The organism is Richelia sinica FACHB-800 (assembly GCF_014698825.1).
Classification (GTDB): domain Bacteria; phylum Cyanobacteriota; class Cyanobacteriia; order Cyanobacteriales; family Nostocaceae; genus FACHB-800.
In genome coordinates, this window is sequence record NZ_JACJTT010000020.1 from 46,960 (window position 1) to 61,128 (window position 14,169).

9 protein-coding genes are annotated in these 14,169 nt (G+C 39.1%); 7 read left to right on the forward strand and 2 right to left on the reverse strand.

What is annotated here, in order from left to right; genetic code table 11:
* Positions 1-133 precede the first annotated feature (133 nt).
* A complete protein-coding gene (locus H6G73_RS14680; protein WP_242034206.1) occupies positions 134-4,216 on the reverse strand; it encodes a beta strand repeat-containing protein in 4,083 nt (1,360 codons plus the stop codon).
* Between the two features lie 520 nt (positions 4,217-4,736).
* Here H6G73_RS14680 and H6G73_RS14685 point away from each other — a divergent pair.
* From H6G73_RS14685 to H6G73_RS14695, 3 genes are read left to right on the forward strand one after another with little or no spacing between them, the layout of a single operon-like run.
* Positions 4,737-5,222 (forward strand): type II toxin-antitoxin system VapC family toxin, encoded by a 486-nt coding sequence (locus H6G73_RS14685; RefSeq protein WP_190605688.1) that lies wholly within the window; start codon positions 4,737-4,739, stop codon positions 5,220-5,222.
* Positions 5,209-5,403: a hypothetical protein gene (locus H6G73_RS14690; RefSeq protein WP_190605690.1), complete on the forward strand. Its 195-nt coding sequence runs from the start codon at positions 5,209-5,211 to the stop codon at positions 5,401-5,403. The genes H6G73_RS14685 and H6G73_RS14690 overlap by 14 nt, the downstream gene beginning before the upstream one ends.
* A gap of 55 nt (positions 5,404-5,458) precedes the next feature.
* The gene (locus tag H6G73_RS14695) at positions 5,459-5,788 is read left to right on the forward strand and encodes a XisI protein (RefSeq protein ID WP_190605692.1); all 330 of its coding nucleotides are present in this window, start codon (positions 5,459-5,461) and stop codon (positions 5,786-5,788) included.
* Between the two features lie 228 nt (positions 5,789-6,016).
* On the opposite strand, the gene H6G73_RS14700 is transcribed toward H6G73_RS14695, so the two are convergent.
* Positions 6,017-8,803, reverse strand: a complete 2,787-nt coding sequence (locus H6G73_RS14700) for an ATP-binding protein (RefSeq protein WP_190605694.1) — start codon at positions 8,801-8,803, stop codon at positions 6,017-6,019.
* A gap of 603 nt (positions 8,804-9,406) precedes the next feature.
* Between H6G73_RS14700 and H6G73_RS14705 the strand changes: the two genes are divergently transcribed.
* From H6G73_RS14705 to H6G73_RS14720, 4 genes are all read left to right on the forward strand, one after another.
* Positions 9,407-10,255 (forward strand): alpha/beta fold hydrolase, encoded by an 849-nt coding sequence (locus H6G73_RS14705; RefSeq protein WP_190605696.1) that lies wholly within the window; start codon positions 9,407-9,409, stop codon positions 10,253-10,255.
* 61 nt (positions 10,256-10,316) lie between these two features.
* Positions 10,317-10,772, forward strand: coding sequence for a hypothetical protein (locus H6G73_RS14710; RefSeq protein ID WP_190605698.1), 456 nt, complete (start codon positions 10,317-10,319; stop codon positions 10,770-10,772).
* 18 nt (positions 10,773-10,790) lie between these two features.
* Positions 10,791-11,663, forward strand: coding sequence for a polyphosphate kinase 2 family protein (locus H6G73_RS14715; protein WP_190605700.1), 873 nt, complete (start codon positions 10,791-10,793; stop codon positions 11,661-11,663).
* A 516-nt stretch (positions 11,664-12,179) separates the two neighbouring features.
* Positions 12,180-14,054 (forward strand): CheR family methyltransferase, encoded by a 1,875-nt coding sequence (locus H6G73_RS14720; protein ID WP_190605701.1) that lies wholly within the window; start codon positions 12,180-12,182, stop codon positions 14,052-14,054.
* Positions 14,055-14,169 lie beyond the last annotated feature (115 nt).

Genomic DNA, 14,169 nt, shown 5'->3' on the forward strand with positions numbered 1-14,169 from the left:
AATTAAGCGTAGGGGTTTAGCATTGCTAAACCTTTACCCACGCATTTTTATCATTATTAAAGCGAAACGGTATAACTCACCATGCGTCTGATTTCAGGGCAGGCAAGATGCCTACCCTAGAAGAATGTAGTTATTAGGCAACTAGAGTAAAGTCGCTACTACCAAGAGTAATGTCAGGATTACCTAACCGGGCAAATTCAAATACTGCGGCTGCACCTAAAACATTACCATTTTGGTTATAGAACAGGCTGCCAGTGCTTTGGCTAAAGACGACACGGGCATTGCTGGCATCTACTAAAGCATCATCAGTGACAAAGGCAAAATCAGTTAAAGTTGTTCCCACACTGTTACTAATGGCGCTGAAAGTAGTTTTACTCAGCAATATTTTATCTAGTCCTACTTCAAACTGACTGATATAGTCCACACCTAAAACACTACTAAAGACTCCAGTATCTTTAAACTGATATTGATCATTGCCTGTATCTCCAACGAGAATGTCATCACCACGTCCTCCCCACAGCAGGTCATTACCGCTGCCACCTGTGAGAACGTCATTACCATTACCTCCGTTGAGGGTATCATTTCCCCCTAAGCCCTGTAATTGGTCATTGCCATCGCCACCATTGAGGGTGTTATTGAGAACATTACCTGTGAGACGGTCATTACTTGTGCCACCTGTAGCATTTTCAATCACATTATTGGCAGACAGGATCAGTTTGAGATTACTATTAACAGTTTGTGATGTGGTAACTCCCAAATTAATATTTGTCGCTACCGTAGTACCACTAAAACTGATAGTATCGATTCCCCCTGTGGTAGTTTCGACAATTGTATCAGTGCCTAAAGGAGTTGTAGCCACGAAAAGATAAGTATCATTCCCATTACCACCTGACAGGGTATTATTGCCGCTGTTGCCCCGAATCACGTTATTACCTGCATTACCTGTACCGTTGATGGCAGATGTTCCCGTGAGAGTCAAATTTTCTACATTTGTGGGTAGGGTGGTGGTAACTGAAGTGGTTAAGGTATCGGTAATGGTTGTAGTCGCTGTTGTCCCACTACCCAAGGAGGCATTAGTTGGATTAGTCAGCGTCAGGGTGATGCTTTCATTGGCTTCATTAATAGAATCATTGAGAATGGGGATATTAATGACTTGACTGGTAACACCAGGGTTAAATGTGAGAATGCCGCTAGTGCTGGTGTAGTCTGACCCTGCTGTAGCTGTACCGTTGGCAGTGGCATAATTAACGGTGATAGTTTGGCTACTGGGGTTGGAGAGAGTTACTGTATAGCTGACATTTTGGGGACTGGTCAAACCTTCGACAATGGTTTGATTACTACTCAGGTTAATAATGGGTAGGGGGTCATCATTGGTAATAGTTCCTGTGACTGCTGTGGTTGTACCAACGGTGTAACCTGTACCGGTTGCTAAAGTTAAAGCAACGGTTTCATTACTTTCAAAGGTATTGTCTGCTGTGGGGTCAATGGTTAAAGTAGCTGTACTTGCACCCGCAGCGAAGGTAATGGTTTTTCCGGTTCCGGGTGTAGCACCAGTATAGTCACTACTATCTGCTGTGCCAGCAATGCTATAGTTGACTGTTAAAGCATTGGTTGTACTTCCGGTACGAGTGAAGGTATAGACTAGGTTAGTTGTACCATCTTCATTCACGCTACTGGGGGCGACTGCTAGTGTTACTCTAGTGTCATCATTAGTAATAGTTCCTGTAACTGCTGTGGTTGTGCCAATAGTGTAACCACTGCCAGCAGCTAAAGTTAAAGCAACAGTTTCATTACTTTCTAGAGTGGTGTCTGCGGTGGGGTCAATGGTGAGAGTTTTTGTACTACTGCCAGCAGCAAAGGTAATACTTCCTGTAGTGCCTGTAAAGCTAGTAGCACTGGTTTGGGTATAGTCTGTGTTGAAAGTAGCAGTACCACCAATGTTGTAATTTACAGTTAAGGCATTAGCTATATTGCCTGTTCTGGTGAAGGTGTAAATTAGGTTGGTTGTTCCGTCTTCTAGGACGCTGCTGGGAGATACAGTTAAAGTGATGTTAGTGGGTAAGGATTTATAGGCAAAGTAACTACCTGTCAAACTTAACCCTGTTTGATTTCTGATGATGGCAATGAGTTCATCGGGTTCTGTTCCAGGTTTATTCAGTAATAGTTGAGTGTCTGCATCGACAACGTTTAATAGATAACTCAGACCTCCTTGTAGCTGAATTACATCCCCTTCAGTGGGGTTAAAGTCAGCTATTTCGGCATAGTCGCTGTCACCATTGGTTGTACTATCTCCGTCATCGTAACCAATCCAAGTGGTATCACCAAGTATAAAGCGATCGCTACCTAAACCTCCTTCTAAATATTCTAGTTCCCCTACACCACCATTTGTTCCTTGTAGTAGGTCATTACCATTACCACCATAAAGTTCATCATTACCAGCTTCACCATTTAAGGTGTCATTACCATCACCACCATAGAGACCGAAATAATCAAAATAATAGCCATCATCCCCACCACCTCCAGACAAGAGGTCGTTTCCATCTCCTCCTTCTATGCGATCTTGTCCACCACCGCTATTGAGCGTATCATTACCATCTTGTCCATAGAGCGAATCATTACCACTTCCGAGAGCAATAAAATCATTGCCAATACCTCCTTGAATGGTACTATTCACACTGGTGGCAATAAAATTAAGATTGTCAGCACCACTACCACTGAGCAGATTAACTCCTTCAATCGCTTTGAAGGTATCCCCTACCCCAGATGTAACTACCTGAGTGTCGGTATAGGCGATAGTAATAGGGGTGATTTGAGCGGAGTAATCTAAATAGAGGGTATCACTGCCTGAACCACCGTCAATGATATCGCTACCTGCACCACCGTCAAGGTAATCATCTTCAGAACCACCATTTAAGATGTCATTACCATTACCACCATAAAGTTCGTCATTGCCAGCTTCACCATTTAAGGTGTCATTACCATCACCACCATAGAGACCGAAATAATCAAAATAATAGCCATCATCCCCACCACCTCCAGACAAGAGGTCGTTTCCATCTCCTCCTTCTATACGATCTTGTCCACCACCGCTATTGAGCGTATCATTACCATCTTGTCCATAGAGCGAATCATTACCACTTCCGAGAGCAATAAAATCATTGCCAATACCTCCTTGAATGGTACTATTCACACTGGTGGCAATAAAATTAAGATTGTCAGCACCACTACCACTGAGCAGATTAACTCCTTCAATCGCTTTGAAGGTATCCCCTACCCCAGATGTAACTACCTGAGTGTCGGTATAGGCGATAGTAATAGGGGTGATTTGAGCGGAGTAATCTAAATAGAGGGTATCACTGCCTGAACCACCGTCAATGATATCGCTACCTGCACCACCGTCAAGGTAATCATCTTCAGAACCACCATTTAAGATGTCATTACCATTACCACCATAAAGTTCGTCATTGCCAGCTTCACCATTTAAGGTGTCATTACCATCACCACCATAGAGACCGAAATAATCAAAATAATAGCCATCATCCCCACCACCTCCAGACAAGAGATCGTTTCCATCTCCTCCTTCTATGCGATCTTGTCCATCACCGCCATTCAGGGTATCATTGCCTTCTAAACCATAAATGTTATCATTCTCAGAAGTTCCCGTAATAGTTTCATTACCTGCGGTTCCAGTAAAATCTTGCTGTTCTATTTGAACAATTTCCCCATTTACAGTAATTGTGGCGTGGTCATTCTCTCTTTGCAAAGCCTCTAAGGTTGCAGCATCCAGACTATTACCCTGTACCAACTCCGCAAAAATCGCCCCTTCATCCCCTGCACTATCCGTCAAGTTGATATGAGCATCAACAAAATGCCCAATTTCCTCTAACAAAACCGCACTAATAGCTGCTGATGTGGCAGTTGCAACAAAGCTATTTGACAGATAAATCTTATTCGTACTACTGGCATAAGCACCGTTAGCACTGCCAAGAATGCTACTATCAATAACCTCAATCTGCGGAAGTTGACTAAAATCACCACCTTGCCACTGTAAACGCAGAATTTCCGCGACGCTGCGGTTGTATTGTTGACCAAAAGCAGTATTTAAAACCTGCCAAAAATTATTAGCACTAGAAAATGCAGTCAGTTTGTTATATGTTAGCGTCAGCGCGGAGTTGAGTAATAGGCTCATATATTTTTTATTCAATGCTTCTTGCATAAATTATCATTTAGTTAAACAAGTTAAAACTTGATGTTATATAAAAAACACTTACTTTACCTAAATGGGCAATTATGTAAAAAAATATGCAAGATTAGCAAATATACTGTTAATGATAGGTGTATATATGTTATCTTTATTGGTTTATGCTATTTATAGAGAAATTACGCAAGATTAACGCATTTTCGTCATTGCGATGCCTTCGGCAAGCGTAGCTATCGCAGGGAAGTAGAATTTGTAGGGGTTTAGCATTGCTAAACCCCTACCCATGTGTTGTTATCATGATTTCAAATTAAGGTTTTAATTTTTGATTCCTTAAACCAGGAGATTGTTCTATGGAAAGAATAAATTACTCGCAAATTATTCAAGATATTTTCAGTAATCATTTTATTAATGATATAGATAATGGTACAGAAATTAAATTGCTAAAATGATGCAAAAAAATTGTAGGTTGGGTTGACTTAAAGAAATCTAATAACAACAATGATTAATAACATTTGTAACACAATGTTCTAAAAATATGAATAAACAATATAGAATATATTTAGATGTTTGTTGCCTTAATCGTCCTTTTGACGATCAAACCCAATGGCGAATTAGGCTAGAAACTGAAGCAATTTTAGAAATTATAAATCATTGTCTATCTGGGAAATGGCAATTAGTCAGTAGTACAGCTTTAGAATTAGAAATTGCCCGAACTCCAGATGTAAACAGGAGAGAGCAAGTACAAAAAGTCTTAACAATGGCTCATGATAAGATTTTAGTCACAGAAGAGATTACTCGAAGAGCAATAGAATTAACAACTTTTAATATTAAAAAATTTGATGCTTTTCATTTGGCTTGTGCTGAAAATAACGCTGATATTTTCCTAACCACTGATAGCCGTCTATTGTCAAAATCATTAACCTATAAGGATAATATAAATATAATAGTTGCTAACCCAATGTTCTGGTTAGCAGAAGCTACTGATAATATTGGACAAGGAGGAGAAAATGACCCCAATTGAACTATACAGAAAAGGATTTCAAGCTCTCGTAGATGCTTTAGGATATGTTGACGCTATCAGATTTATTCGTCAATTTGATAATGGTAATGGAGACTATACAGAAGAACGTCATCAATGGTTAGATGAGGTAACAATGGATGAAATACTAGCTGATATTAAAAAATATCAAGAAACTATCTAGGTAAAAGAGATAAATAGGTTTTAATTTTTGATTCCTTAAACCAGGAGATTGTTTTATGGAAAAAATAAATTACTCGCAAATTATTCAAAATATTTTAAGTAATCATTCTATTAATGATATAGCCAATGGTACAGAAATTAAATTACTTTTTGATACGCAACGTCATCATTACCAAGTATTAAACATTGGTTGGAAACAACAAATTAGAACCTATGGCGTGATTATTCATGTTGATATTAAAGATGATAAAATCTGGATACAAAGAGATGGTACAGAAATAGGTATTGCTAATGAATTAATCGCTGCTGGTGTACCTAAAGAAGATATTGTTTTAGGATTTCATGCTCCTTATAAACGTCAATTTACAGGTTTTGCAGTGGAATAATATAGCAGGTGACAGTTAACAGGTGACAGGTGACAGTGCTAAAAGCCTTTTGCTGTCTAAGTTTTATTCTTAGTTAATGTCCTAACCGCTCTGTCCATTGCTATAAATAATTTGATTAAATTATTTAAAGACGAGAAGTAGATAGTGTGAAATCTTAATGAGCATAAAGAGATGGCGTTGCTAAAAATAAGTAAAGTCTCTGAAATATTTCACTGTGATGGCTATTGTTTATGGTTGATGTAAAGGAATAGCGATCGCAAATTCTGTCCCTTGACCTGGTGAGGAAATACACCGCAGCTTGCCTTGATGTTTTTCTGTGATGATTTTATAGCTAATTGATAGCCCTAAACCTGTACCCTTGCCTACAGGTTTGGTTGTAAAAAATGGGTCAAATAAGAGCTTTTGTAGTTTTTCTGGTACACCCATACCATTATCCGCAATTCTAATTATGACTTGTTGAGCATCTGTAACTTCAGTTTTAATCAAAATTTGCAGATGAGTCATTTTTTCATTATTCGTAAATGCTTCCTCTAAGGCATCAATGGCATTAGCTAAAATATTCATAAATACTTGGTTAAGTTGCCCAGGATAGCATTCTACTAATGGCAATTTACCGTATTCTTTGATTAATTTGATGGCAGGACGTTCAGATGTTGCCTTCAAGCGATGTTCTAAAATCATGAGTGTACTATTAATACCGTCATGAATATTCACTGCTTTCATTTCGGATTCATCCAAGCGCGAGAAGTTACGCAGAGATAGGACAATTTCTCTGATTCTTTCGGCACCAATTTTAATGGAATTCAACAATTTAGGCAGGTCTGTCAGTAAAAAATCTGTATCAATTGCTTCTGATTTTTCTTGAATTTCTGGTACAGTGTAAGAACTGTGTTGTTGATAAAGTTTTATTAGTTCTACTAAATCTTCAATATACTGCTCGGCATGAATGAGGTTGCCATAAATAAAGGTAACTGGGTTATTAATTTCGTGCGCTACGCCGGCGACCAATTGCCCTAAGCTAGACATCTTTTCACTTTGTACTAATTGAGTGGCTAAAAGTGCTGCTTCTTCTCGTAACTTGGCTTCAGAATTGCGTAATATTTGTTCGGCTTGTTTGCGTTTGGTAATGTCGTGGAGAATAATCACATATTCTCGAAAGCTTTGATGGATGCGGTTAGAAATAGACACTTCCAGAGTGATGGAATGATGTTTATCAATTAGGGTGTGTTCACTACGTCCTGTCCATTTTTCTGGATATGGGTCTAATTGTGGTAGCCATTGTTTGAGGTGGCTTCCTAGTAATATAGATGGGTTAACGGCAAATAAAGATTCGGTAGCTGGGTTAGCTTGAAGGATGATGCCTTGTTCATCAACTACTAAAATTCCATCCAATGCAACGGTAAATAGGTGTTCAGCGGCTTCTCTGGCTTCTGCAATTTCTACTACTTGGGGTAAACTTGTCCAACAGGCGATCGCTACTCCTACAAATGCTACTGTCATTAGTAAGACTATGGCCAAGTTTTCATCTTCCATAGCCCCTGGTTTATGAATATGTTGCCCAAATATCCAACCCGCTGTAACTGCACTACACAGCAGAAAAATCAAAGTAGTTACCTGTACCATGACGGAATCTTTGATAACTACTACAGGTTTGGATTTATATATACTAATCCACCAATGGGGACGAAAGACAGGGAAGCTAAGATGAACCATCAATCTGTCAATTCCCATAATACCGATGGGCAGTAATAAGCCGAGAATAAATTCTTGCTTACCCCAAGCCAGTCCACCCACCAGTAATACCACTATCTCCAGTAGTAAGATACCCAGAGAAATACGGGGAAACCATACCCCTGGTTTATTCCTCCTCAACCACAGTGCTAAATGCACAACCATAATGGAGATAAACCAGCCAACGTTTCCAATGACGACAATCTGTGCTACATTTCCCCAAATCAGGCAGGTCAAACTCAATAATAGGGTTAAAGTTAAGGCTGGGCCAAAGACACCCCGATGAGAAACTACTGCAAACACAGGGGATAGATACTTGTCCTGGGCCATTTGATAGAGAATGCGGGGACAATTGGAAACTACTGTGGCACAAGCAAGTAAGCAAGAAGCAGCTAGCAAAAAGGTAATCATCAAAGGGGCTGATTTTCCCCAAAAAGATGTAGAAGCACCTAGCAAGTTGAGGTAGGCACTGTCTTTGAATTCCGGGTTGGTAGCTAAACGCATCACTACCCAGGAACCGCCTAAATAAATGGGAATCATTAACCAAGCGGCGATTTTTAGCCCCAAGAGGGTCTTTTGGGGACGGTGACTATCAGCGACGAAGGAAGACGCTGTTTCACAAGCATAAGTCCCATAGGTGACAAACAGAAACCACTTGGCCCAGTCTTGAAAACTTAATGACGACCAATGATCAGGGAAAAATCCCGGACTACTATTAGAGAAGGCTAACCAACTCAAACCCTGTCCAGAAAAGGCTAATAGTAGCCCACATGCGGGAATGACGAAAAACAGATGTAGGATACTCAGGGCACGAGTACCACTAAAAGCTAAAACAAAGGGTAATAATGTGAAGGCAATTTCTAGGGCGATATGTGGACAAGCAATATGTAATGTTTCTAAGTTGACTTTTATCAGGTCTGTGAGTACGATCGCATTGACTGGCAGGACGGAAACCCAACTGAAATAGTATCCCAAGGCTGCATAGGTGGCTAAACTGGGGTAGGGTTTAAGTAATTTACTGGCGTAATTGGGTGTACCTCCAGCCACATGAACAAAATATTTACCCAAATTTGCCATCTGATAGTTGAGCAACATCCCAAAGATGACGGCAGGTATCCAAACAAACATAGCCTGAGCACCTAACGCCGCATGAATTGCCGGAATCATGGCTATCCAGAGGATATGACCTGTCAGCCCAAAACCCCAAGTTTCCAATGCACTCAAGCTTCTAGTTAAGGGTAAGCCGGCAGACTGGTGACGAGGGATAGGATCGGGATGAAGCATAAATATATCTACTTATATAAATAGTAAAATTTTTTATTTACAGGAATAGATTGTGCAGAAAATCCTGATGATGGGGACTTAGATAAAACACACCCATGAGATAACTTCCAAATGTAGCCGTAGGCAAGGGGGAAATGGGGGAACATCTTCTTTTTCCTCCTCCTCTACTCCTCTCTTTCTGTCACCTGTCACCTGTCACCTGTCACCTGTCACCTGATGCAGCAACTCTTTGAGGCTAATTGTTTCTCAAAAATAGTGAAGTCTAGTTGAAAAAAATGCACCATGAAAAGGTGTTTTCACTGCTTTCTGATTCTTGCCTGAAAGTATTAAAAATTGATCAATATTTAAACAATCGTAATTATATCAAAGTCACTCAAAACCACAAAAATTAAGCCAATTTACGTGGTTTCCCTACCTAGCAAAAATCGAATTCATGGAAAATACGGTTTTGGTGATGGCAATGTACTGATGTGGCTAACCGTGGGAATATAGAGGAAGCGATCGCTTCCTCAAGGATGAAGAAGACGAAATTTTTTTAGTCTCCCATCCAGTGATCAACCCATATATGCGTTACTGTTGCATTCTCCCAGATAGGAAAAAAGCGTGTCAATTACAGAACAAACAATCACCATCGATGGACTAGAATGGTTTTATCGTGAAGCAACACCAGTGGGTAACAGTGACTTGCTGCCTGTTGTATTCCTCCATGGCATAGTATCCCAAAGTTATAGCTGGCGCAATATTCTACCGAGTTTAGCAGCCCAAGGTACAAGAGCGATCGCCCCAGATTGGCTTGGCTATGGTTACTCCGCTAAACCAGAAAAACGGGACTTTGCTTACACTCCAGACACATATATCCAAGCTTTAGCCGCATTTATTCAAGCTTTAAAAATAGAACGTTTTTCCTTAGTTGTTCAAGGCTTTTTAGGTTCCGTTGGGTTACAATATGCCTTACGTTATCCTGAACAAATTGCCAACATCGCTATTTTAAATACACCCATTTCTACTGCCGCTCAACTGCCTTGGAAAATCCAACAAATGGGTTTACCATTAGCAGGGGAAGTCATGACTCAAGACCCCTTATTAGTAGATAGAACCCTAGAAGGTGGTAGTCGTTACCGCATTGATGACCAAGCTTTAGACATTTACCGCAAACCCTTCTTAAAAACCTCTGCATCGGGTCGCAGTCTACTCAACACCATTCGCAACCTCAAGCTATCCCAGTCTATGCAAGAAATTACCACTGGGTTTACCCAATGGCAAAAACCAATTCTCATTCAGTGGGGCATGATAGACCCTTGGTTATCGATTGATATTGCCGAAACTTTTACTAAATCTGTCCCCAATAGCGAACTAATCAAACTCAACAACGTTGGACATTATCCCCAGGAACATTATCACGAAGTCATCCTCCAAGACCTACTTCCATTCGTCAGATGTTCCCCATCGTGAGGCATTTGCACTGAATAAATTAGTTCGCTAGTCTAAGGTTAAGTCTTCAGGTTGACTGGGTATGGACTTTCAAGAACCTCACACCACAGAACAGATCAAAACTCAACTCTCTCAACCGCGTAAGCCTCTGGTGTTACTAAGGGACACAGAGGCATTATTGCGTCGTCCCACTGTCGCCACTCTTGCACCGATTCTACCACCCAAAATTAGTAATCAGCTGCAAGTTACCTCATCTCTAGCAGAAGCATCTTTAGCAGAGTTAGCACAAATTAATTTAGAGGAAATTAGTGATTGGGAATTACAACCTGTCAGAATTCGCATCGGGTTAACTTTTGTTGGGTTTGGGGCACTGATGATAGTTTTACTGTTATTGTATTTAAACTCACTACACCCAGAACTTAGCCCAGTCCAGCAAATCCACGCTTATTGGTATGAATATATTTGGTTTGTTAGTTTTGGTGTAGCGGGAATGTTTATGTTAGGTAGAGAAGCTATGCGACCTCACAACCGCAATTAAAGTTTGATGCATTTGAACATGAATCATGATCCTTTTTTCGTTAAACCAAACACACAAATTTCTTTAACCAAAGATTATGACCCTGCTTATCTAGCAGATTTCCATGAAAAGTCTGATGCCAATGCCAAATTAAGTGCAGGTATTGAAAAATTAGCTCAATATCAAGATATCCTCTACGCTCAAAATACCTACGCCTTACTAATTATTTTTCAGGCCATGGATGCTGCTGGTAAAGATAGCACCATTAAGCATGTTATGTCTGGTGTAAATCCCCAAGGTTGTCAGGTTTATAGCTTCAAAATGCCCAGTGTAGAAGAATTAGATCATGATTACTTATGGCGAACAATGAAAGCTTTGCCAGAACGGGGTAGAATCGGCATTTTTAACCGTTCATATTACGAAGAATTGCTGGTTGTACGTGTTCATCCCGAAATTTTAGCTAAACAACAATTACCCCATATTCCCCCAGGAAATCAAATCTGGAAACAGCGATTTGAAGAAATTAATAATTTTGAAAAATATTTAGTTAATAATGGCATTATTGTCTTAAAGTTTTTCCTGAATGTTTCTAAGGCAGCGCAAAAAAAACGGTTTTTAGAAAGAATTGCATCACCAGAAAAGCATTGGAAATTTTCGGTCAATGATGTGCGAGAAAGGGCTTTTTGGGATGATTATATGCAAGCTTATGAAGATATTTTCAATCATACAAGTACAAAATTAGCACCTTGGTATATTATCCCTGCTGATCGTAAGTGGTTTACACGCTTGGTAGTAGCCGATATTATTTGTAGCAAATTACAAGGCTTAAATTTGCAGTATCCCCAAGTAAGTGAAGAGTATAAGCAACAATTATTGCAAGCTAAAGAGTTATTAGAATCGACAGAGGAGTAACTACTATTGGCTAGAGGATTTTCAGGTGAAAATTTTCAACGTATTGCTAAAAAAAGCAGAGGAAAATAGCCCTTTAATTTAACTGATGCTCTCAGGTTTTTATATACAGTAGATTGTCAATTAGGTAAAAAATAAAAACCACAACTCAAACAGTAAATATGTTTAACTTTTTGCCTTTTACCTCCTGCCTCCTATTGATCAAATCAAATTTTAACTGATTGTTAATTATTAATTGATTTTAATAGACATAAGTAATTTACGAAATATTATAGAATAATACTGATTATTGTTTGAAAAAATACCGTAGGAAATAGAGACAATGAATCAATAACATACTATTCAAGACTTTTTTATACATCTTGGGACTGATATTTTTTATTGTGGATGAATTTGGCAATCATCGATGCTTAAATCCAAGAAATGACACATAAATGCTCAAATCTTAGCTATTAGTGCAGTTTTTTGCTTAAAAATACTTGCACATAGCCATAATTTCCATAATTTTATTTTTAAGTTATGAATTCTAATGAGAAAGACCCCAACTTTGAAAACCTACTGATTTATTTACGGCAAAATAGGGGGTTTGATTTTACAGGTTATAAGCGTTCTACGTTGATACGTCGTGTGTCTAAGCGAATTCAGTCATTAAACATAGATAATTTTGCTGACTATCTAGATTATTTGGAAGTTGATCCAGATGAATTCAACCATCTATTTAATACCATTCTCATCAACGTAACAGGATTTTTTCGGGATGCTACCGCTTGGGAATACTTAGCAGAACAAGTTTTACCTAATCTGATAAAAAATAAGAAAAATGGAGAAACTATCCGGATTTGGAGTGCAGGTTGTGCTTCTGGGGAAGAAGCTTATACTTTGGCAATTCTACTTGCAGAAATTTTAGGAATAGAGGAATGTCGTCAGAGAGTCAAAATATATGCTACCGATGTAGATGAAGAAGCGCTGAATCAAGCGCGTCAGGCTGTTTACAGTCACACTGATGTGCAAGCAATATCACCAGATATCCAACAAAAATATTTTCAAATATTAGGCAAAAAATTTGTATTTCGCCAAGATTTACGTCGGTCTGTGATTTTTGGTCGGCATGATTTACTTCAGGATGCCCCTATTTCTCGATTAGATTTGCTAGTGTGCAGAAATGCCTTGATGTATTTTAATTCAGAAACTCAGGGACGAATCTTAGCTAGATTCCATTTTGCCTTGAATGATAGTGGTTTTCTGTTTCTAGGCAAAGCAGAAATGTTGCTGATGTATTCCCATTTGTTCACCCCTGTGGACTTAAAAAATCGCATATTTACCAAGGTATCTTCTCGGAATATACGCGATCGCTTGCTCGTTATGGCAAATTCCGGGAATGATCAGTCTACTCAACTGTTAAATCGTGATATTCGCCTCAAAGAACTGGCTTTTGACACCACATCAACTGCTCAAATAGTTATAGAAGCCAATGGAACCCTAGTATTTATCAACGAACAAGCACGCAATTTGTTTGGTCTGTCAGTCAAAGACATAGGACGACCATTTCAGGATTTAGAATTATCTTATCGTCCCCTGGAGTTGCGATCGCTAATCGAACAAGCATACAGAGAAGCACATACCATCAGCCTTGCTAAAGTAGAGCGTTATTTATCAAATACAGACATACAATATCTTGATGTGCAGATTACGCCCATTTATGACACAGATCATCATCCCTTGGGCGTAACTATTGGTTTTGATGATGTTACCCTGTACGTTAAACTTCAGGAAGAACTGCAACGTTCCCGACAGGAATTAGAAACCACCAACGAAGAACTTCAATCTACCAACGAAGAGTTAGAAACCACCAACGAAGAACTTCAATCTACCAACGAAGAATTAGAAACCACCAACGAAGAACTCCAATCTACCAATGAAGAATTGGAGACTATGAATGAAGAGTTGCAATCAGCAAATGAAGAATTACAAACTATTAACCATGAACTGAGTGAGCGAACTTTAGAACTCAATCGTGCCAACTTATTCATGATTTCCATTCTCCGGAGTTTGCAAACGGGGATTATTGTTGTTGATAATCGTCATCACATCTCGATTTGGAATAATACCGTTGAAGATTTATGGGGTTTACGGAATGATGAAGTATTAGGTCAATCAATCTTTAATCTAGATATTGGATTAGCTGTAGAACAATTACGATTACCAATAGCAGAAATTTTAGGTGGAAAAACGCAATTTCACGAAATGATTCTTGAGGCTACTAATCGCCGAGGTAAAACCATACAATGTTATATTGCCCTGACACCTCTCATTGAAAAAGAAATCGAGGGAGTCGTCTTGATGATGGCAGATATCGATAAGATTAATTGGATAATTTCTGGTCATAAATTTTAGGTGGTTAAATACTGAAATAACAAAAAATGAAAAATACCTCCATAAATGCTAAATTAATTAGCAAATATCGAGGCGGAGATGGGAGTTTAGCTTGATATCTCTTTGGCAAGAGACA

Coding starts and splice junctions, on each gene's coding strand:
- H6G73_RS14695 (WP_190605692.1), top strand. CDS start 5,459: ATGGAAAAAATAAATTACTCGCAAATTATTCAAAATATTTTAAGTAAT.
- H6G73_RS14720 (WP_190605701.1), top strand. CDS start 12,180: ATGAATTCTAATGAGAAAGACCCCAACTTTGAAAACCTACTGATTTAT.
- H6G73_RS14680 (WP_242034206.1), bottom strand. CDS start 4,216: ATGCAAGAAGCATTGAATAAAAAATATATGAGCCTATTACTCAACTCC.
- H6G73_RS14690 (WP_190605690.1), top strand. CDS start 5,209: ATGACCCCAATTGAACTATACAGAAAAGGATTTCAAGCTCTCGTAGAT.
- H6G73_RS14685 (WP_190605688.1), top strand. CDS start 4,737: ATGAATAAACAATATAGAATATATTTAGATGTTTGTTGCCTTAATCGT.
- H6G73_RS14710 (WP_190605698.1), top strand. CDS start 10,317: ATGGACTTTCAAGAACCTCACACCACAGAACAGATCAAAACTCAACTC.
- H6G73_RS14700 (WP_190605694.1), bottom strand. CDS start 8,803: ATGCTTCATCCCGATCCTATCCCTCGTCACCAGTCTGCCGGCTTACCC.
- H6G73_RS14715 (WP_190605700.1), top strand. CDS start 10,791: ATGAATCATGATCCTTTTTTCGTTAAACCAAACACACAAATTTCTTTA.